Raw genomic sequence first — 20,724 nt, 5'->3', positions numbered from 1 at the left:
TTATATCAGCCATATATTACCAAGTATATGTAATATTCCCTTTGTTTATTACTTTATAACTTCTGTTTCTATAAAATTTCGGATAAACTTTTTCGTAAAATTCTTGGGTTTTAAGGATTTTCAAATTCTTTCTTAACCCTTTACTCCCGTATGTGCCACTCCTTCAATGAATTGCTTCTGGAAGATAAAAAACAGAATAACCATTGGAATAACCGCCAGAACAGATCCTGCCATCTGGGCCGGATAATCATTAATATACTGCCCTTGCAGCGTGGAAAGAGCAGGAGCCAGAGTCATTTTAGAAGTTGTGGTATTGACGATCATGGGCCACATAAAATCATTCCAGGCAAACTTAGCTGTAAAAATAACAAGGGCCACAATTCCCGGTTTAATCAGAGGAACCATAATCTTAACGAGAATCTGGAATCTGCCGCAGCCGTCAAGAATGGCCGCTTCTTCCAGCTCATCAGGCAGGGATAAGAAAAACTGCCGCATCATAAAGGTTCCGAAGGAACTGAATAAATTAGGCAGGAAAAGGGCAAACAGAGTATCTAAAAGGCCCATTTTCTGTATAATAAGATACTGAGGCACCAGAAAGATCTGCCCTGGCACCATCAGGATAGAAAGAACCAGCAGAAACAATGCATCTCTTCCCGGAAACTTAATTCTGGCAAAGGAATAAGCTGCCAGAGTACAGATTATGACTTGTCCCCCAACTGTTACAAGGGTAGAAAAAATGGTGTTCATATAAATCTTCCCAAAGGGAAGTGCGGTTACAACAGAATAATAGGAATCTGTAACCAGTCGCTGAGGCAGAATCGTAGGCGGAATGGCCATTGATTCTCCCTTTGTTTTAAACGAAGTGAAGATCATCCAAAGAAAGGGAAACACGGTAATACCGATTCCTGCAATCAGAATCAGATGGATCAATAGCTTTTTACGGCTGCTCACGTTCTTCATCCGGCTTCTCCTCCTTTAGTCGTAATTAACCCATTTTTTCTGCCCTAACATCTGGAACAGTGTCACCAGCATGATAATAGAAAAGATTAAAATGGATATGGCTGCTGCATAACCCTTATGACCGTAATCAAAGGCATTGCTGTAAAATATCATAACCAGTGTCTGGGTGCTTTTAAAGGCCATATTCTTTTTTCCAATCATCATATATATGGTATCAAAGACCTGAAAACCGCTGATGACAGAAGTGATTAAAACGAAAAATATCGTTGGAGACAGCATGGGAACGGTGATCTTAAAAAACTGACAGATACCGCTTGCCCCGTCTACCGACGCAGCTTCATAATAAGACCTGGATATCCCCTGCATACCTGCCAGGAGAATGATCATATTATAGCCTACGGTCCCCCATATTCCAACGATCATAACCATAAATATGGCGGTTCTGGGGTCAGTAATCCAACCGTGTGCCGGAAGCCCCAAAAGCTTTATTGCTGCATTTAAAAGACCATACTGTTCATTGTAAATCCATCTCCAGACCACTGCCACCGCAGCCGACATGGTCACAGATGGCAGGAAATAAATGGTCCGGTAAAAAGAAGTTCCCCTGATTTTCGTATTAAGCAGGGCCGCTACAAACAGGGACAGCATAAGACCCACAGGCACAGTAATTCCAACATAAAGAAATGTATTGCCAAGTGCTCCCCACACTTCTTTATCGTGATACATTTCTATGTAATTATCAAGACCGCAAAAAGTAGCTACATTGAATTTATTCACATCATTAAAGCTGAACCAGAAGTTCTGAATGAACGGAATAATGTAAAACATAAAGATTCCGGTCAGCAGAGGGGCGATAAATAAATACCCCTCTATCCATTCCCTCCATTGCCGCTTTGCTATTTTCTTTTTTGTGGTACCCTGCATATTTTACACCTACTTATTATTTTTTTGCCAGCACTTCATCCGCGGCAGCCTTGAGCTCTGCACATGCATCCACCAGGGGCCTGCTGCCGGAATAGGCCGCCTTTAAAGCTTCTTCTTCCAGATCGTAAATTTCCGCAGAGGACTTGCATACAGGAAGAGGATTGGCTTTATCAGAATGATTGGTGTAAGCAGCCAGGTTTAAATCCTTGTTGGATTCAGTGAAGTATCCCTGGGCGTCGTTGCGGGCAGAAATAACAACTCCGCTTTCTCCCTGAATCTTCATGGCTTCTTCACTTCCCATCCACAATGCAAAATCTGCTGCTGCATCCTTGTTTTTACTTCCTGAAAATACTGAATAGCCCAGCCCGTTTATGATATTTGGCTCAACTCCATTAAATTCCGGAAACTCCACCAGATCAATTTTGGTGTTAATCACTTCATTTCCCATATACTCCGGGGTCATATAAGAACCGGCTAACACCATGGCAAGCTGTCCGCCTCCAAACATGGCATCAGCATTTGTTTCTGACAAAGAAGCTGCTGAAGGGGAGTAACCTTCTCCGATCAGATCAATCCAGCACTGGATTCCTTCCTGCGTCTTGGGATCTGCATAGCCGGTTTCCGTTTTGTCTTCATTTAAAATCCAGCCGCCGTTTGCATATACCGTAGGATAATACCAGGTCTGGAAATCAATCGGGCAGGCAAAGGGATACACGCCGTCATCAAGCCCTGCTTCTTTAAGCTCTTTGCAGGTGCTTACCAGGTCTTCAAAGGTCCAGTCATCAGTAGGATAAGCCACTCCTGCCTTATCAAAGATTTCCTTGTTATACCATAGGGCATTGGTATCAAAATCCTTTGGTATTGCAATCTGCTTATCATCAAAATTATAAGCGCTTACAAGAGACTGAGGAAAATTTTTCTCTAAATCTAAATCGGATTTTTCCAGGTATTCATTTAAATCCAGCAAAATGCCTCCATCATAATAATCTTCTGCATGGAGCACGTTCAGCCAGAACACATCCGGTGCTGTTCCTCCTGTTGCAGAAGCCTCCAGCTTGGTCCAGTATTCACCGCCCTTATAGCGGGTCAGCTGAATTTCCACCTTCACATTCTCATGATTTTTTTCATAAGCCTGTATCATGCTTTCCATAACAGGACGCTGTTTCTCATCCCAGATTCCAAGGCTGAGGGTCACAGGACCTCCCTTTGAGGCTTGTCCGCCTGTACTGCTGCATGCTGCAAGGCTGGCTGCGGCCATGGCAAGTACCAGGCCTGATGCCAATGTTTTGATCACACTTCTTTTCTTCATAACTGTTCTCTCCTTTTTATTTGAATTTTAAGCTTAACGGACATCCTTTAAATAAACAGGCTTTCCGCCAAGAATTCTGGACTGTTCTGAAGCCAAAGCTACAAAATGGCTCTCAAGGGATTGCTCCAAAGTGGTCATGGTACGGTCTGGCTCTCTCCCTTCCCTGATCATATCAATAAATTCTTCCACCAGCCGCTTATCTCCCCCGGCATGTCCGGAAAAATCATCGGATAACTTGGAAACATCAATGACTTCTTTTTCTTTTCCAAAAGGTCTTACAGTGATAAGATTGGAATGGAGACTGGCCTCAATCTCTCCCTTTGTTCCCATAAACTTTGTATAGCGGGAGTTTTCTTCCGTAAATCCAGTCATGGTAAAACTGATGGTAGAGCCGTCTGTCATGTTTAAATTCACCACCTGATGATCCACTACATTGTTATCACAATGATAGACACATCTTCCGTAAGGGCCTGTCTTTACAGCCTCCACAACGGTTTCTTCCGTAGGGTGAAGGGTCAGTACATCACATGGCCAGTGGGTCTTTCCATGGGCAACACCGGTGGCTTCATTGGTTATGTAAATTTTCTCCGCATCAAAAGGACATTCTTCTTTCACACTGCATCCATCGAGGCAGCGCTTTGCAGCACCTTTTGGAGCTTTTTCTTCTTTAAACAGATAAGTGCCTCCAAAAGAAGTGACAGACTCACACGTTTTTTTGGTGAGCCATAATAAAAGGTCCATGTCATGACAGCATTTTTGAAGAATCATAGGGCTGGTTATATCTGAATTTCTCCAGTTTCCTCTTACAAAGCTATGGGCCTGGTGCCAATAACCTACGTTTTCAATCCCCATAACAGTGACCACGTCGCCGATCACTCCGGAATCAATCACTTCCTTTACTTTCGTGTAAAAAGGCGTATAGCGCAGCACATGGCAGATTACTACTTTCCGGCCCAGCTTATTGGCTGCTTTTAAAAGATCTCTGCACTCATCAATGTCCGGGGAAACAGGCTTTTCCAGCAGCAGGTCGTACCCCTTCTCAAGAGCCGGAATCGCATGGCCCACATGCTGCCTGTCCTGGGTTGTAATAAACATCACATCTGCAAGACGTTCCTGTTTCAACATTTCCTCCGCACTGTTAAAACACATTTCTTCCGGTATTCCATACTCCTTTGCCACTTCTTCCACCTTTGCCCTGTCAATATCTGCAATGGCGGTAACTTCCATCTTTTCCGGAAACAGCTTTGCAACAGGGGCGTAAGCATCCTTTCCCCTGCTCCCAAGGCCTGCAAGGGCAACTTTAATCTTTTCCATGATATCCTCCATTTTTAAGTGTTTAAGATTCTTTTACTATTATATAATGAACCCTGAGGATATGCTTATACTATTGTCCGGACTCCTTGGCAGATTCCTCATTTTTTATGCTATTATGCACAAAATCATTCATAGAGTCTAGGCTCTTTGGGTCAACTTTAACAGGTTCTTATTGCCAGCTTTTCTTTTTTATGTTACCCTAAAAGCCAAAGGAGGTATTCCCATGGCATATTGCAGCACAGCCCTGAATAAAGAATTTGAAATCCATGAGATCATAACAATCCATTATTTTGAGTATATGAAAGATTTTGTATTTTCCGGGGAATCCCATGACTTCTGGGAATTTCTTTATGTGGATAAAGGGGAAATCATTGTACAGGCAGACCAGTCCATTTACTATTTAAAAGCCGGGGATATTATTTTCCATAAACCAAATGAATTTCATGCCTTAAAGGCGTCGGGAAACAAGGCTCCCAACCTGGTAGCAGTCTCCTTTCGCTGTCATTCCAAAAGCATGAAGTTTTTTGAAGGGAAAACCTGTTCCTTGGATCAGGAAGAGCGTTTCCTTATTTCCAGAATGATTGCAGAGGCAAAATCAGCATTTTCCACTCCCCTTCACATTCCCTCCATTGAAAAGGTGGAGCTTGTCCAGCAGCCGCCCTTTGGAGCGCCTCAGCTTATCCTTTTATATTTACAAATCTTTTTAATTTACATAAAACGAAACCATTTTAAAGCAGATGAGGGCTCCATTGACTCCATGCCAACGGAACATAAGGCTCTTTCTTCCAATTCCAGCCACTTAGAACAGATTATCCAGTTTATGGAGTATCACATCTGTGAACATCTTTCTATAAAAGCTATATGCGATGAGTTTTCCATAAGCCGCTCCACCCTTCACTCTCTGTTTCACAGAGAAAAAAATTGCGGAGCCATTGATTATTTTAACTTAATGAAGGTTGAGCGTTCCAAGGAAATTATGAGGGATGGGAACATGAACTTTACAGAGATTGCGCATTTTCTCTCCTACAGCTCCCTTCAATACTTTTCCAGACAGTTTAAAAAGACAACAGGTATGTCTCCTTTGGAATATTTTAGTTCCGTTAAAAAGTATTCCAATGAAGTCACAAATACCAGCAAAAAGAGAATGGGAATCGCTCCATAGCAAAGAAAAGCGTAAAGTCCTTTGACTTTACGCTTTTCTTTGTATACAACATTTATTATTTTACCTGCGGGCTATGAAATCCCTTTGGTCCTCAGTTTATTGTCATGTCTTCTGATATATAAATCCTGAATTTCCTGTTTTGCCTTAATGTCACTGGTAAGGTGGATGGCTTCATCGAGCTTACGGTTTAAATCTAAATGGCCTTCGGCAATTACCATAATATTATGGCTGATTTCATTTTCCAGTGTCAACTCAATCACGGATACTTTTCGTTTTAATTCTGATACGTCAGCTTTGAGTCCCTGCACGTCCGATTTAACTTCCTGCATGTCAGTTTTAAGTCCCTGCACGTCCGCTTTAACTTCCTGCATATCAGCCTGAATACCAGTTACTGCCTGCAATAAAAGATCTATTTTTTCACTTTCAGTCATATTCATCCCTCCCATTCATGAAAATATTATACCACACTCCATAAGCAAAGTCATCCCTTATCTCACCTCTTTTCACCCCTCCCTAAGAAGCCGAATCCCTGTATTCCTTAGGAGAAATTCCATAGTAATTCCGAAAAATCCGGTGAAAATAACTGGTATTGTCATACCCCACTGCAATGGAAATATCAGTCACCGTCAGCCTGGTATTCAAAAGGAGAAAAGAAGCCTGATTTAACCGTTTAATCTGCAGAAGATCTTTATAGGTCCTGCCAGTCAGCCGCTTAATGGCCCGGCTCAGCCAATAAATATTATATCCCAAAATCCCGGCAAGCTCTGTCAGCTCCCCTTCCCTGTAATTTTCATCGATAAAAGCCAGAACCTGAAAAATCAGCTTCTGTTCAAAGCTTTCGGAAGAATGGCTGATCTTATCCGTATAATGCATGAGCTGGAGAAACAACAGCCCCATAGTAACTTGATTGATGCTCCTTTTATTAGGCTGGTCACTGAGCAGGGTCCACACCATATTTTCCACCAGATTCTGCACCGGCAAAGCCTCTGCCACCTTAAAATGAAGATAGCTGGCATAGCGGGGATCAAAACAAAGACAGCCTACCAGAAAATCTCTCAGCAGGTTTTCTTCCTCCCCCATCATTTCAAAGGCAGTATCAAAAAACTCAGGAAGAATAATAAAATTTACCGCAATATCCTCCTCCCTTGCCGGGAGAATTTCCTGGGTGGCATGCTGGTTTAAAAACAGCAGCTCTCCGCTTTTTAAAACCACCTTTTCCCCGTCAATGATATGAGTCGTCTGCCCTTTGCACATATAAGTCACTTCAATATAATTATGCTTATGCTTTGGGAAATGAACAAACCGGGTATGAGGCCTTATGGAAATCAGCTTCCCATGGTCCAGCATTTTTTTGCTGTCAATGACCAGCTCCTGCCCTTCCGTATATCTCTTTCGGTCAATTTCAGTCCGCCCGCCCAATATTTCCCGTTCTTCGTCTGTAATGACGCCCAAACGGTCTATGATTTCCTGATTCACCCCTTAAAAGCCTCCCGCCTTCCAGTTCTCATATACAATCAGATTTTTCCACCGGCTCTCTCCCATAGCACTTTCGCTTAAGGTATAAGCATGAACCTCGTCTCCCTCTGCCATCAGCCTATAGACAACAGCTCCGGAACTGTCCGTCTCCTTAATCCACTTATCATCGGGAACAATTACCCCGCCAGTCACTTCAAACTGCCAGGTTGTCTCTTCTCCTGCCGCATTGATGCTGGTGTAGGTAACTCCCCCCTCCATCAAATCCTCCTGGTATGTTCCCTTCTTTATATTCATCTTGGTAACGTCCTCTGTCACCCCGTCGTAATAATTATAACCGCTCTCTCCCTCTCCCGTCATCTTTCCCTGATCCCAGGTTCCACGGGAATAATCATAACGCTTCCCCTCTTCCAGCTCCAAAACCTGAAGAGCCGTACAGGCTCCTTGAGGACTGCCTCCTGCAAAATCCCCGTAAAAAACCGTGGAAGCCTTTATAAATACCAGTCCTTTTCCATCAGAAACCTCTGCCTTCATAGCCGTTCCGTCATACATGCAGGGAAATTCCTTCCATGGTATTTCATAGCTGTTTAAAGTTCTGGCGGCTCCCTCTAGATCCCCCCGGTCCATCTGCTCTGTCAGCTGATCCAGAAATTCCTTTTGCTCCGGAGTAAGGGAAATCTCCGCCGCTGCCTCCTCAGAAGCCTCAGATAAGGCCTCTTTGGCTGTCAAAGCTGCAAAATTCTCTGTCTGACTCTCTCTTCTCTGAGCCGCTTTCTCATTTTTTACACTTCCCGCAGCACCCAAAGCAAGCAATAAAACAGTGATCAGCCCAATGGCTGCCATAGTCCGTTTTCTTTCCTTCACAAAATCCCTCCTTTCCCCAGGGGGCCTCCCTTTGACCTATGCCAAGTTCACCTTCTCCCCAGGGGGCTTTCTCTTTGTCCCTCGGACAAATTCACCTTGTCTCATAAGCCCCAGGCCAGCTTCAAAAGCTCCAGCCCTTCCCTTATCTCCTTTTCCGTAAGGCTTGCAAATCCAAGAACGACGGTGGACGGGTAGGTATTATGCTCTTCATGGATAAAATATCCCGACATACCATAAACTCTGACTCCTGCCTGCTCCGCTTTTGTAATCAGCATTTGTTCAGATCTTTCCCTTTTGTCAGTCAAAAGCAGGTGAAGTCCTGCATATTCTCCTCTAATGGTAAAATCGCCTTCAAAGGACTTAAGTCCGGCAGTGAGAACGTCATGCTTGGCCTTGTAAACCGATCTCATCCGGTTTAAATGGCGCTCATAATGGCCCTCTGACATGAACTGGTAAAGGATATTCTGGTCAATGCGGGATACGGTGGAGGCATAAAAGCTGACCCGTTCCCGGTAAATATCAAGAAGGGGCCCCGGCAAAACCATATAGCTTACACGGATGGCAGGGGCAATGGATTTGGAAAAAGTTCCGCAGTAAATGACCCGTTCTCTCCCATCTAATCCCTGAAGGGCAGGAATGGGCTTTCCTTTATAGCGGAATTCACTGTCGTAATCGTCCTCAATCAAATACCGTCCCTCTTTTTCATAGGTCCACGCCAGAAGCTCCTGCCTCCGCTTCACAGGCATAACGATTCCCGTGGGGTACTGGTGGGAAGGCATCACATAGGCGATATCAGCCCCGCTTTTCTCCAAAAGCTCCACCGACATTCCCCACCGGTCCATGGAAACCGGGACCACCCGGTATTTTAAGCTGTCAAATACCCGGTAAGCCTGCTTGTAGGTGGGATTTTCCATGGCAATGACCTGCCCCGTGCCTAGAATCTGGGACAGAAGCATCAACAGGTATTCGCTTCCCGCTCCTACGATGATCTGCTCTGCCTGACAATTTACCCCTCTGGCAGAATGAAGATAGACCCGGATGGCTTCCCTGAGGCTTTGTTCCCCCTGAGGGTCTCCTGTTGCAAACATTTCTTTATTATCGTCTACAAGAGTATTTTTTGATATCTTTCTCCAGGTGTTAAAGGGAAATGCCTCCAGATCGATTCCTCTTGGAGAAAAATCCACTTTCCACTGGGCCGAGTCCGCCTTTTTCCCGCCAAAAGCAGGACCTGCCGGGGAAGATATCCCCACTCCCTGAACCTGTCCGGTGTGAACCAGCCCGTCAATGGTGCAGACATAATAGCCCTTACAGGGAATGGATTCAATGTACCCTTCCGAAAGAAGCTGTTCATAAGCCATCTGAGTGGTGCTGCGGCTCACCTTTAAATGATCAGCCAGCAGACGGGTGGAAGGAAGGCGGGTGGAAGGCCTTATGCCTCCCTTTTTGATCTCCTCTTTGATATAGCTGTAAATCTGGCTGTAATAGGGCCAGCCCGGACAGTTTTTTAAGGGTATCATAAGCTCCATGGGAAAAGACCTCCTTTTCCACCCCATAAGGCGGAATATAGGGAAATGCCGCACGTCCTTTTGTCCCAGCCATGCAGCATTTCTTCTTTTAACAAGCCTTGGCCTGCTACGGTTATTTTGTTATTTTAAATGAACTCTTTAAGGACACAATCCGGTTAAATACCAGATGCTCCGGCTTGCTGTCCTTGCAGTCAATACAGAAAAAGCCGTTTCTGACGAACTGGAAGCTGTCATAAGCCTTTGCATTTTCAAGACCCGGCTCTACATAGCAGTCCTTTAAGATGATCAGGGAATTTGGATTTAAGTTTAAGCTTCCGTCTTCGTTAAGCTTTCCTTTTTCCTCATCCACAATATTTTCATATAAGCGGCATTCTGCCTGCACTGCGGTGGAAGCAGCCACCCAGTGAATGGTTCCCTTAACTTTTCTTCCTTCAAAGCCGGAACCGCTCTTTGTCTCAGGATCATAAGTGCAGTGAACCACAGTCACATTGCCGTTCTCATCTTTTTCACAGCCTGTACAGGTTACGAAATAGGCATTCATCAGACGGACTTCATTGCCAGGGAAGAGGCGGAAATACTTTTTAACAGGCTCTTCCATAAAGTCTTCCCTTTCAATATAAAGCTCTTTTCCAAAGGGAACATTTCTCTCTCCCAGCTCCGGATTTTCCAGGTTGTTGGCAACGTCCAGGTACTCTATGGTATCTTCCGGGTAATTGTCGATCACCAGCTTAATGGGATCTAAAATAGCCATGATTCTGGGCTTTTTCAGCTTTAAATCTTCCCGGATACAGTATTCCAGCATGGCATAATCCACAGAGCTGTTGGCCTTGGATACGCCTACCAGATTGACAAACATGCGCAGGGCTTCCGGGGTATAGCCTCTTCTTCTCAAGGCTGCAATGGAAACCAGGCGGGGATCATCCCAGCCGTCTACAATATTGTCCTCCACCAGCTTTTTGATATAGCGCTTTCCAGTTACCACATTGGTGAGGTAAAGCTTGGCAAACTCGATCTGGCGGGGAGGATTTTCAAATTCACATTCATTTACCACCCACTCATACAGAGGTCTGTGATCCTCAAATTCCAGAGTACAGATGGAATGGGTGATCTTCTCAATAGCATCCTCAATGGGATGGGCAAAATCATACATGGGATAAATGCACCACTGGTCCCCGGTATTGTGATGGGTCATATGAGCCACCCGGTAAATGACCGGGTCACGCATGTTGATGTTAGGAGATGCCATATCAATTTTAGCCCGAAGAACTCTTTCCCCGTCTTTATATTTGCCTTCTTTCATTTCCTCAAACAGCTTTAAGTTTTCTTCCACACTGCGGTTTCTGTAAGGACTTTCCTTTCCCGGAGTCTTAAAATCTCCCCTGTACTCCCGGATTTCTTCCGCAGTCAGATCACAGACAAATGCCTTTTCTTTCTTAATCAAAAGAACAGCACAGTCATACATGGTCTGGAAATAATCAGACGCAAAGAAAAGGCGGTCCTCAAAATCAGCACCCAGCCACTTTACATCTTCCATAATGGATTCCACAAATTCTGTCTTCTCTTTTGTCGGATTTGTATCGTCAAAACGGAGGTTGAACTTTCCGCCGTACTTTTGAGCAAGACCGTAGTTAAGCAAAATGGACTTTGCATGTCCGATATGCAGATAGCCGTTTGGCTCGGGTGGAAACCGGGTCTGCACGTGATCGTAAACGCCTTCTGCAAGGTCCTTATCTATCTCCTGTTCAATAAAGTTTTTGGAAATTACTTCCTCTTTGATGTCTTCCATCTCTCTTCCTCCATGTAAGTCATTCCAATAATAGGGCTGCATTGCCTGCAGTCCATCCGATTATGATGACAGCTTTTTATATTCATAATAAGCTATCATACCATATTTCAGCTGTTTCGAAAAGGGGTAAATGTCTCATCCTTGCGCCGGTCCGGCATTTTTCTGCAGTAAAAACGGCGCAGCATTTAAGCTGCACCGCATTCATTTTGTATAACCGGTCTCTTTTCTATCTTCTTGCACCATCCCAGATGCTTTTATGTTCCTCATACTGTTCATTGATCCAGTCTACCACCTGGCCCAGCCCTTCATCGGAAAAAGGAAAGACAACTCTGGTCTTCTTTTCTTCCTCTGTCGCCTCATAGCAGTAAGGTCCGGGATAAACCACTGCCTCCAGGCCGTCTTCTGCCTTTGCCACCCGGTAACGCATTCCCTTCCGGCTTCCGGTATAGGCTTCTCTCTTAAAAAATTGAAGGGGTACAAACTTTTCTTTTACCAGCATCCTTCATTCCTCCCATTCATCAGCGCCGCACTCCCGGCCCTACTTCATTTTTTCCGGAACCACTGGAAACACCCGGCCCTTTTTCCTTATTTTCAGGAGAAGAAGCGCTTGTGGAAGGCTCTGTCTCAGGAGCCTTGGTCACTGCTTCTGTAGTCGGTACAGGCGCAGTAGTTGGGGCGCTTGTGGTGGGCTTGGGAGCCTCAGTCGTAGGTGCTGTCGTCCCTTGTGTTGGTTTTGTTTCAGCAGGCTTTGTCTCTTCCGGCTTTGTGGTTCCGCCTGAAGCCGCCTTTGACTCTGTTCCCGGTAGGTGATAGCATAAAACCGGAACTCCTGAAGCTATATTTTCAAAGATGATCTTTGCCGATGCCGGAGGCAGGTTAACGCAGCCATGGGAACCGCTGGTCTTAAAAATAGTTCCCCCGAAGCTGTTGCGCCATGAAGCATCGTGAAAGCCGATATTTCCGTTAAAGGGCATCCAGTAAGACACCGGGGTTCTGTAATCCTCCCCCTTTAAGGTGGCATTCCGCTCTTTATAAGTAATGGAATATACACCGGCAGGAGTGGACCAGCCCTTTGACTCATTGCCGGATACAAAATCTGTTTTTACCACCAGCTTTCCTTCCTTGTAGAAAAATAACTGCTGGGCAGTCAGGTTGACTTCCACATAAGTATTGCCGTAATCCGTTTCTCCGTGGCTGGCTCCCTTCTGCCTGTAAATCGGCTCTCTCACCTGGCTCTGTCCGGAACGGATAAGCTGTGCCAGCTCATCTGCCTCAGCACTCTGGTCAATCCTCCAGCCGTAAACGCCGCCTGTAATTCTGACGGACTGGCCGTAGGAGGTCTTTAAGGTTTTTGCCTTGTTATATGTATCCCGTTTAGATGCCAGCCCCTTTACATAAGAAGCCACTGCTCCGCTGTCTAAATACGCCTTTCCATCCTCTCCCGTTTTGATCCACTGGGAAATGGTATCGCCGTTTAAAACCGTTTTTTCTCCTCCGAAATTGTAGGTTATGGTAGTGCCTGCATACTGATTCATAGTCTGCACCCGGCTGACCAGATCCGGATCATCGGTGGGAACGTGAGGGCGCACATAAGCCTCCGCCTCCTCTAAGGAAAGCTCCGGCTTTAAGTCCAAAACAGCCTGGGAAATAACGGACAACGCCTTATCCCGGTCAAGCTGGTTTCCTTCCTTTGCCGCCACAATGGCATATCCCGTTCCCGGCTTATAGTCGGATATGTATGCGCTTTCAGGCTTTTCTATCCGTTCCTCCTGAAAAAAGGCCAGACGGTCAATGACTTCCTGAAATTTATCCTGATCATACTGGATCATGGTGTCTATGTCAAAGGTCTGAGGCGTTTTCCGGTGCTGAAACCACTGGTTGGGCTCCTGCTCTGACAAAATTGCCTCCAGCCTTCCGTCAAAAACAGGTTCCAGGCCAATGTCGCTTCCCTTCACCTGCTCCTCATTTCCCCCTCTTCCCCTGATTGATAAAACGTAACTGCGGGCTTCCCTGGAGATCAGCTCCTTTACCTCTTCTACAGATTTTTTTGATGCATCCATGCCATTGATGGTTGTATTGGGAAAAAATACGGTTTCATATTGTTTTCCGATCTGTATGTATACCAGCGTTCCAATCAATGCCGCCGCAGCTACAGTGATGCCGGACACAGCTGCCCATCCTTTTAAGCCAAATGTTTTTTTCTTTCTGCTGCGCGGTTCTCTTTTTTCCATCTATTTCCTACCTCTTTGCTATACTTTTCATAATCACTGATTATTATAACTTATATATGCGAAATATGTCTAAATATTTATGGTATATTTCTTGACTTTTTTATTACGATTTGCATCACCGATGAGCCATGCAGAAATATTAGTCTAAACAGTACGTGTGAGCTCGCTCACTAAGCACTGTTTAAACTAATATTTCTATAGGGCGAACGCCCGACATGAATAATTTGGCGGCCAGTACCTCAGCCTCCAAAAATATACTCCATCCGCCAAATTATGAATGTGCATGGCGGACTTATTTCCAACAAAAGATTTCATACAGTTACTCCTGTCTTCATAAGATATGGTAAAGAATAATGTAGAAGGTAGAAGGTTTCTATGACACGTTATGCCTCCATATACGGAATAGTCAGTTCCGTTACACCGTTAAGGACCTCCCATGACAATGCCAGATGCTCTCTGATGCTTTCCATGATGAGCCAGAGCCTGGGCCAGGTCAATTTGATCGTCACTTCCCAGACCTACGTTCTGGAGCAGCATACTTTTATATCTGGTGATTCCATCATAGCCATTTATGACACAATGGCTCCCGTTCCTCTCATTTATCCTCCCCAGTTTACAGCCATCGCCCTGGTTCGGGATACGGATGGACGTCAGGCCATGCTTGATTACTTTGACGAAAATCTAGTGAGCTCGGACAACACCCTGAAGCTGAGTCTGACCAATAACTATGATACGCAGATACTCCTTTCCAACGGACAGATCTTTTTCTACCCGCCATCAAATCACTATCTTCTGGTCCTTTACATGTTTACTACACGAAGCATCCCGGCTATTACCACCCCTTCAAAGGTGATTGTGTTCTGCTCTCCTGAACAAACGCCTTAAAAGAAATGACAGGAAAAACCGCAGAAGGAACAGTATTCTGCGGTTTTCACATTGTCCTGTATTTATTTCAACTGAATCAGCGGAATATCCTACTGGTTTTTCTCCACTTTGGAGTAAAGAAGCACTCCTCCAATGGTAATAACCCCGCCTATAACCTGTAAAAGAACCGGAATTTCCCCAAAGAGAAAGGCAGCAAACAAAGCGGCCACAGCCGGTTCACAAAGTTTGGAAGCAGACACAAAGGAAGGGGACAAGTATTTTAAGCACCAACTGAAAATGCTGTGTCCAAGCAAGGTGGAAAACACGGCCAGCAAAAGCCCTACAAGCACAGAGCGGACTCCATACCCGGTAAATGGGATTCCTGCTGCCGCAGCAGAAACACAAAGGGTCAGAGCACAGAACACGTAAACAAAATATGTATAAGAGGTGGTTGACATTCCCTTGCGCACCTCACGCCCAATCAGGGTATATATGGCTGAAAACACGGCGGCGGCCAGAGCCAGCCCATCCCCATATAAGTTATCTCCTCCGGCAGAGTAATCGGAAAAGGCAATAAGCAGGCTTCCAAGAACCGTGATTGCAATGCTGAAAATAGCACCACGTCCCATCTTTCCTTTTAAAAACAGGACAAATCCCAGGGCCACCCAGATCACCTCGGTGCAGACAATGGCGGTGGAGCTTGCCACAGAGGTCTGATTTAAGGATTCAAACCAGGCCACAAAATGAAAGGCCAGAAACATACCGCTGACCCCGCATAAAACAATGGTCTTCTTATCTGTTTGCTTCATTTCCTTCCGCACTTCCCTGCTTCCAAATACCAAGGGAGACATAATGCCAACCGTCCACAAAATGCGGTAAGCTGCCGTCACCACGGAGGGGGCATCGGAATATTTTACAAAAATTGCAGAGACAGAGATTCCTATCACTCCAATGATAATCATAATCATGGGATGCTTTTCAAGAACTTTCACTTTTCTTCTCCTTTGTTGTCCATTATCGTTCTTTTTTTAAGGCACTCTCATGATTATATCATTACTTCCTGTATTGTCAAAGGATTCCTGATCTTTAAATCCCCTTATTATAATCATAAGAAAATCCGCAAAGCCTGCTGCTGTTTTGCGGATTTTTTATGATCTGTCTTATTTGCATCCGGAGCTTTTTATCAGTCCTCCAGATACATGTGCATGGGAGATGTCATATACTGAACATTTTCCAGCTTTTCAACCGTTACAAACCCTGCCGGAGCGTTGAGTATGGTTGGGATGCGGTTTACCACTGTAGCACAGGTATGCTCAACCGTAGCCGGTTTCCGGACGAAGAAGGTTACATCCGGTTCTCCAATGATTTTCCAGTCACACATATCTCCATCTTCCGGGCCATAGACCTTTCCAATGCACTGTGTTTCAATGACCGGTCCCTGGAAGGTTTCCGTGGTTACAACCGCACTCATGCCGATGCAGTTACCCTTGGAAATGGTGGCTCCTAAGGTGGCGGAATATAAGTCGCTGTCATAGAAGTAAGGTACACATTTTTGAGTTTGGGATTTGATGGTCCATCCCATCTTATTGCACAGGGCCTCATTGGAATTCCACACATAGGAAGGCTCCAAAGTGGTGGGATGGGCAATCTTTTCTTCAAATTCTTCAGGAGTCATTCCTGCACCGTGAGCCTCAGCAAGGGCCAGGCCGTAGTCTTCCACATTGTAGCTGACTGCGCCCTCGATCTTGTCAATCCGGTGTACGCCGCCTGCCACGGAGCCGATCATATTGATCCAGTAAATGTCCTGCATTCCGGAACCGACGATGGTACAGCCGTTTTCCTTTGCAAGACGGTCTAAGCGGTTGGTAATAGAAGAAGCTGTCGTCCATGGGTAAATGGCTTCTTCACAGGTTGTCACCACATTGATTCCTCTGGAAACGCATTTCTCAAAATGAGGGTAAACATCATCCATAAAGCTGAATAGGGTCACAACGGCGATATCCGCATCGCATTCATCCAGAACTGCATCTGCATCGCTTCGGATGGTGACGCCGATTTTAAATCCAAGGCCGGCAAATTCACCTACATCCATTCCTACCACCTCAGGATTTACATCAATGGCACCTACGATTTCCGCACCCTTTTCATACAGGTATCTTAAAATGTACTTGGCCATCTTTCCGCATCCATACTGCACCACACGAATCTTTTCGTAATTCATCATAATAACTGTCATCCTTTCTATTCATAAAAAAATTTATTGGGAAACGGTTGTTGATGTCTTCAGTATAAAGGTTATAGGCGGTATGAGGTCAATGGAGCAAAATCACCAAAAATCAGGACATCCGGACCGGCACCTGCAAACGCAGAAACATCCCCCTCTCCCTATAGTCAAAGGGCATTTCTACAATGACTTCACAGATATAATCCCCTGTCACCCTGTACCGGTTTTCTTCTATGGCTGCCAGCAGCCGGTCTATATATTCTTTTTCCTTGGAAAAGCGGTCACAGTAAATGCAGAGATAAGAGGCTGCGGGTATGACTGTAATCAGCTCTTCATCCACATAATCCTGATCCACAAATACGAATATCTCCGTGGAAAACAAATTTCGTTTCATAAAGTTATCCTGTTTCAGAATTGTCCCCGCATTTGCAAAGTAAAAGGAAGATATGCTGCGGGCGGTCATATCCTCTTTCAGGCTCCGCAAAAGGCGTTCATATTCATCAATTTCATAATCATAGAAGTTTGTTTTCGTCTTTTTCACGTACATCTGCCGTTTTGGTATGTATTCTAAGACTATGGCCCCATCAGGCGGAGCCGCCTCATAGCGCTCATAGCTGTCAAGGGTTCGTTCTATGGCCCGTTTTTGCAGATTAAGCTCCACAATCTTCTGGTCTATGGCATCCCGATTTTCCCGAAGAAGCTGCCTGACCCGGCCCATATCCCATTTCTTCATATGAATCCGGATTTCTTTTAGAGGCATCCCAAGAGCCTTCATGTACCGGATCATGTCAAGCTGGGCGCTCTGGCGAATGTCATAATAGCGGTATCCGGTCTTCTCATCCCGGTACACCGGAGAAAACAAACCCTCCCGGTCATAAAGCCGCAGGGTCTGTTCTGATATATGATTGATCTTAGCCATTTCTCCAATTGTCATTTTTTTAACATCTATATTTGCCATTTTTATCATATCAATCAATCCTCATCACAAATAACACGTTATTTTAACTTTATTATACAAAATAAACTTGATACTTACAATAAGGTTTCTGATACTTATTTAACGAAATTCCCATAAAAAATATGCGGACTTATGAGAAAGCCCGCATCAATTCCAAATCATTATCCTTCCAGATATTTTAAAATCTCTCTTTTATACTCCATGAATTCCGTTGAAACGGAAAAGTCCTTTCCCCTTGGCCTTGGCTCCTTTATGATGATCTCTTTGGTGATCTTTCCAGGCGCTCCGGTCAGTAGACAGATTCGATCTGATAATAGAATGGCCTCATCAATGTCATGAGTGACAAACAAAGTGGATAGCCTGATTTCCTCCATCACCTTTAAATACCATTCGTGCATCCTGGCCTTTGTCAGCATATCCAGGGCAGAAAAGGGCTCATCCAAAAGGGCGATGCTGCCGGAAAACAAGTATGTTCTCAAAAGAGCCGCCCTCTGTCTCATTCCTCCGGACAACTGGGAGGGGTACTGCTTCTCAGTTCCCTCCAGGCCGAATCTCTCAAAATAAGCCCCTGCCTTTTCCCTGGCTTCCTTTTTCTTCATCCCCTTAATAATCAGCGGAAGAGCCACGTTATCCACAATTGTCCGGTAAGGCAGAAGAAGGTCCTTTTGAAGCATGTAGCTGACAAGCCCCGGTTTTCCCGTAATATCTTGTCCATCCAGATATACATGGCCCTCATCCGGCAGGCTGATTCCTGCCAGAATGTGAAACAGAGTAGTCTTTCCTCCTCCGCTGACCCCTAAGAGGGACACCAGTTCCCCCTCTAAAAGCTCTAAGGAAACTTCTTTTATAATGGTTCTTCCATCAAAGGACTTGGTTATGCCCTCTGCCTTCAAATGTGCCATGGTATTCTCCTGATCGTTTTATTGGGGCAGATAATCGTTGGTAAAGCCTGTATTTTCAGGAATTTCTTCTGAAAGACCCTTCTCATTGAGCCAGCCGTAAAAACGGTTCCAGCGTTCCGGGTCCATATAGCCCCACACATCCACGTCTGCCTTATACTGGTCTGCCAAGTATTTCTGGCTGGCCATTACCAACTCTTCTTCCAGCTCCGGGGCCGCTTTTAAAAGAATCTTTCCTGCTTCCTCCGGATCATTTACAGCATCCTCATATCCCTGGCTCAGTGCACTTAAAAATGCTCTGGCTGTCTCCGGGTCCTGCTTTAAAAACTCATTTCCCGCTATGACCACAGGGGTGTAATAATCAAAAACAGGATTGATGTCAGCAAAGGCAAAGTAATCGGTTGAAAGGTTCTCCACTTCCATCTTCACCCCTGCCCAGGCGTAAAAAATCCAGATAGCATCTACACTTTTTGACTGAAGGGCGGAAACCTCATCAGTTACTGTGCTGGGAATGAGCTGAACCTTGGAGAAATCGCCTCCGGCGGCTGTCATAACGTCCTCAACCATAGCCTTTTCCACCGGCAAATCCCAGGTGGCATATTTTTTCCCTTCCAGACCCTTAGGAGAGTCCATGCCTTCTCCCTCTCTGGAAATAATCCCTGAGGTATTGTGCTGGATCACTGCCGCCACCGCTGTAATGGGCAGGGCTGCATCTCCTGTCAAAGCCGGAGCCATACTGTCCTGAAAGGAAATGCCGAACTGGGCCTTTCCTGATGCCACCAGCACCTCAGCTCCGTCTTCCGGCGGCTGAACGATCTCCACTTCAAGACCTGCCTCTTTAAAATACCCCTTTTCCTGGGCAACGTAAAGCCCTGTGTGATTGGTATTGGGAGTCCAGTCCAGAACAAATGTGATCTTTTTTAAATCCTGTGTTTCCTCTGCCCCACCGCTTGTTTCAGCGGAAGCTGTGCTGCCTGCCTCACTGGAAGCAATACTTCCAGCCTGGCTGCTGCCCGTCTGACTGCTTCCGCCGCCGCAAGCTGTTAAAGCCGCCGCTGCTATGGCTGCAGCTAATATTGCAAAACTTCTCTTTTTCATAATATCCTCTTTCTTGCCCAAGTTTTTTGGGCATAATGGTATGCTCTTGGGCTTAATGGTATAGCTTCCTCTATCTCACTCACGTTCCCAAGGCATACATTTCCTTGAGAGCAATTCCACGCCCTTCATAAGCAAAAGGCTGATCACTGATATGAGAAAAATAACCGCAAACATCCGGTCAAATGCAAATGCCTTCTTCACCCTGGTCATATAAACTCCAAGTCCTCCAAAGCCTCCCAGCCATTCGGAAATAACCGCTCCCACCACTGCATAAGAAGCCGATATCCGCAGACTTGCAAAAAACTGTCCCATGGCGCCCGGCAGCTTAATATAGCGGAAGATCTGCACCCTTCCCGCTCCCATTGCCTTAAGAAGGTTTACGGCATCCGGGTCTGCGGCCTTAAAACCGGTAAGCAGCCCCACTGTAATGGGGAAAAAGGTGGTTATGACAATCAGGATAACCTTTGGCGTCATTTCATAGCCAAACCACAAAACCAGCAGCGGTGCAATGGCTACAGTAGGAACGGTCTGGGACAGGACAATTAAAGGATAAAAAGCCTTATAAAGCCCGTCAAAATGATCCATGACCACAGCCATTCCAAACCCTACCGCCACCCCCAGAAAAAGCCCTGTAAAAGCCTCTGTAAGAGTGATCCTGGCATGTCCCGCTAACGCGGGAAATTCCTTTATAAAGGCTTTTCCCACACTAACAGGAGAAGGAAGCAGAAAAGGGTCCACCAGGCCAAAGGATGTTACGGCCTGCCATAAAACCAGAATCAGTACAATGGCAGACCAGGACCACATCCTATTGGTGATGCTTTGTAACTTTCTTTTCAATGGTGAGCACATCTCCTTCCGGCTTGTAGGTCACCTTAATATAAGCGGCAACAGAAGGCGCACCTGCCCGGATAGCGATATGCTGGCACTCCTTCACAATATCCATCAGTTCATCATAATCGCCTTCAATAGCCGTTTCAAAAGGCCCTACATAATAATTAAGTCCTGTGCTTTTAATATAGTCTATTACCTCATCAACAATACGGATTAAATCTTCATCATTTTTTGCCTCAGGCAAAGTCTGGATTGCTACGCTTGCATTCATAATTTTCTCCTTTTCTTGTATTAAAAAACC

Annotated in this window: 20 protein-coding genes; 2 read left to right on the top strand and 18 right to left on the bottom strand. The window is 45.3% G+C overall.

All coding sequences use genetic code 11. The features are described 5' to 3' along the window. Positions 1-132: 132 nt before the first annotated feature. The 4 genes from V7M78_RS15525 to V7M78_RS15510 are packed head-to-tail and all read right to left on the bottom strand — an operon-like array spanning position 133 to position 4,510. A complete protein-coding gene (locus tag V7M78_RS15525; protein ID WP_333651171.1) occupies positions 133-960 on the bottom strand; it encodes a carbohydrate ABC transporter permease in 828 nt (275 codons plus the stop codon). Positions 961-975: 15 nt separating this feature from the next. Then, positions 976-1,884 carry a carbohydrate ABC transporter permease gene (locus V7M78_RS15520; protein ID WP_333651169.1) on the bottom strand — a complete coding sequence of 303 codons (909 nt, stop codon included), beginning with the start codon at positions 1,882-1,884 and terminating at the stop codon, positions 976-978. Positions 1,885-1,900: 16 nt separating this feature from the next. Then, the gene (locus tag V7M78_RS15515) at positions 1,901-3,193 is read right to left on the bottom strand and encodes an ABC transporter substrate-binding protein (protein WP_333651167.1); all 1,293 of its coding nucleotides are present in this window, start codon (positions 3,191-3,193) and stop codon (positions 1,901-1,903) included. A gap of 33 nt (positions 3,194-3,226) precedes the next feature. Further along, on the bottom strand, positions 3,227-4,510 hold the full coding sequence (locus V7M78_RS15510) for a Gfo/Idh/MocA family protein (RefSeq protein ID WP_333651270.1): 1,284 nt from the start codon (positions 4,508-4,510) through the stop codon (positions 3,227-3,229). A gap of 220 nt (positions 4,511-4,730) precedes the next feature. Between V7M78_RS15510 and V7M78_RS15505 the strand changes: the two genes are divergently transcribed. After that, entirely contained in the window at positions 4,731-5,669 is a 939-nt protein-coding gene (locus tag V7M78_RS15505; protein WP_333651165.1) for a helix-turn-helix transcriptional regulator, read from the top strand. A 71-nt stretch (positions 5,670-5,740) separates the two neighbouring features. On the opposite strand, the gene V7M78_RS15500 is transcribed toward V7M78_RS15505, so the two are convergent. From V7M78_RS15500 to V7M78_RS15470, 7 genes are all read right to left on the bottom strand, one after another. Then, a complete protein-coding gene (locus V7M78_RS15500; RefSeq protein WP_333651163.1) occupies positions 5,741-6,100 on the bottom strand; it encodes a hypothetical protein in 360 nt (119 codons plus the stop codon). Between the two features lie 82 nt (positions 6,101-6,182). After that, complete coding sequence (locus V7M78_RS15495) at positions 6,183-7,145, bottom strand: AraC family transcriptional regulator (protein WP_333651161.1); 963 nt, start codon at positions 7,143-7,145, stop codon at positions 6,183-6,185. A 3-nt stretch (positions 7,146-7,148) separates the two neighbouring features. Next, positions 7,149-8,006: a hypothetical protein gene (locus V7M78_RS15490; protein WP_333651159.1), complete on the bottom strand. Its 858-nt coding sequence runs from the start codon at positions 8,004-8,006 to the stop codon at positions 7,149-7,151. A 101-nt stretch (positions 8,007-8,107) separates the two neighbouring features. Beyond that, positions 8,108-9,532 (bottom strand): MocR-like pyridoxine biosynthesis transcription factor PdxR, encoded by a 1,425-nt coding sequence (gene pdxR / locus V7M78_RS15485; RefSeq protein ID WP_333651157.1) that lies wholly within the window; start codon positions 9,530-9,532, stop codon positions 8,108-8,110. Between the two features lie 112 nt (positions 9,533-9,644). Then, a complete protein-coding gene (locus V7M78_RS15480; RefSeq protein ID WP_333651156.1) occupies positions 9,645-11,318 on the bottom strand; it encodes a glutamine--tRNA ligase/YqeY domain fusion protein in 1,674 nt (557 codons plus the stop codon). A 226-nt stretch (positions 11,319-11,544) separates the two neighbouring features. After that, a complete protein-coding gene (locus tag V7M78_RS15475) occupies positions 11,545-11,817 on the bottom strand; it encodes a GNAT family acetyltransferase (RefSeq protein WP_333651154.1) in 273 nt (90 codons plus the stop codon). A gap of 19 nt (positions 11,818-11,836) precedes the next feature. After that, the gene (locus V7M78_RS15470; RefSeq protein WP_333651152.1) at positions 11,837-13,549 is read right to left on the bottom strand and encodes a L,D-transpeptidase family protein; all 1,713 of its coding nucleotides are present in this window, start codon (positions 13,547-13,549) and stop codon (positions 11,837-11,839) included. Between the two features lie 375 nt (positions 13,550-13,924). Between V7M78_RS15470 and V7M78_RS15465 the strand changes: the two genes are divergently transcribed. Next, the gene (locus V7M78_RS15465) at positions 13,925-14,434 is read left to right on the top strand and encodes a hypothetical protein (RefSeq protein WP_333651150.1); all 510 of its coding nucleotides are present in this window, start codon (positions 13,925-13,927) and stop codon (positions 14,432-14,434) included. 89 nt (positions 14,435-14,523) lie between these two features. Here V7M78_RS15465 and V7M78_RS15460 read toward each other — a convergent pair whose 3' ends face one another. From V7M78_RS15460 to V7M78_RS15430, 7 genes are all read right to left on the bottom strand, one after another. After that, positions 14,524-15,405, bottom strand: a complete 882-nt coding sequence (locus V7M78_RS15460) for a DMT family transporter (RefSeq protein WP_333651148.1) — start codon at positions 15,403-15,405, stop codon at positions 14,524-14,526. A 191-nt stretch (positions 15,406-15,596) separates the two neighbouring features. Beyond that, positions 15,597-16,637 carry an NAD(P)H-dependent amine dehydrogenase family protein gene (locus V7M78_RS15455; protein ID WP_333651146.1) on the bottom strand — a complete coding sequence of 347 codons (1,041 nt, stop codon included), beginning with the start codon at positions 16,635-16,637 and terminating at the stop codon, positions 15,597-15,599. 112 nt (positions 16,638-16,749) lie between these two features. Further along, on the bottom strand, positions 16,750-17,604 hold the full coding sequence (locus V7M78_RS15450) for a MerR family transcriptional regulator (protein ID WP_333651144.1): 855 nt from the start codon (positions 17,602-17,604) through the stop codon (positions 16,750-16,752). 152 nt (positions 17,605-17,756) lie between these two features. Next, complete coding sequence (locus V7M78_RS15445; protein ID WP_333651142.1) at positions 17,757-18,497, bottom strand: ABC transporter ATP-binding protein; 741 nt, start codon at positions 18,495-18,497, stop codon at positions 17,757-17,759. An 18-nt stretch (positions 18,498-18,515) separates the two neighbouring features. Further along, entirely contained in the window at positions 18,516-19,592 is a 1,077-nt protein-coding gene (locus V7M78_RS15440; protein WP_333651140.1) for an ABC transporter substrate-binding protein, read from the bottom strand. Positions 19,593-19,667: 75 nt separating this feature from the next. Continuing rightward, positions 19,668-20,429 (bottom strand): ABC transporter permease, encoded by a 762-nt coding sequence (locus V7M78_RS15435; protein WP_333651138.1) that lies wholly within the window; start codon positions 20,427-20,429, stop codon positions 19,668-19,670. Next, positions 20,398-20,694 (bottom strand): thiamine-binding protein, encoded by a 297-nt coding sequence (locus V7M78_RS15430; RefSeq protein ID WP_333651136.1) that lies wholly within the window; start codon positions 20,692-20,694, stop codon positions 20,398-20,400. Before V7M78_RS15430 ends, V7M78_RS15435 begins: the two co-directional genes overlap by 32 nt. Between the last annotated feature and the right edge of the window lie 30 nt (positions 20,695-20,724).

Origin of the sequence: Lacrimispora sp., assembly GCF_036758025.1 — a bacterium.
In the GTDB taxonomy this organism is placed as follows: Bacteria; Bacillota; Clostridia; order Lachnospirales; family Lachnospiraceae; genus Lacrimispora.
The sequence above is the reverse complement of the archived record's forward strand: the minus strand, read 5'-3'. Positions and strand labels throughout refer to the sequence as shown.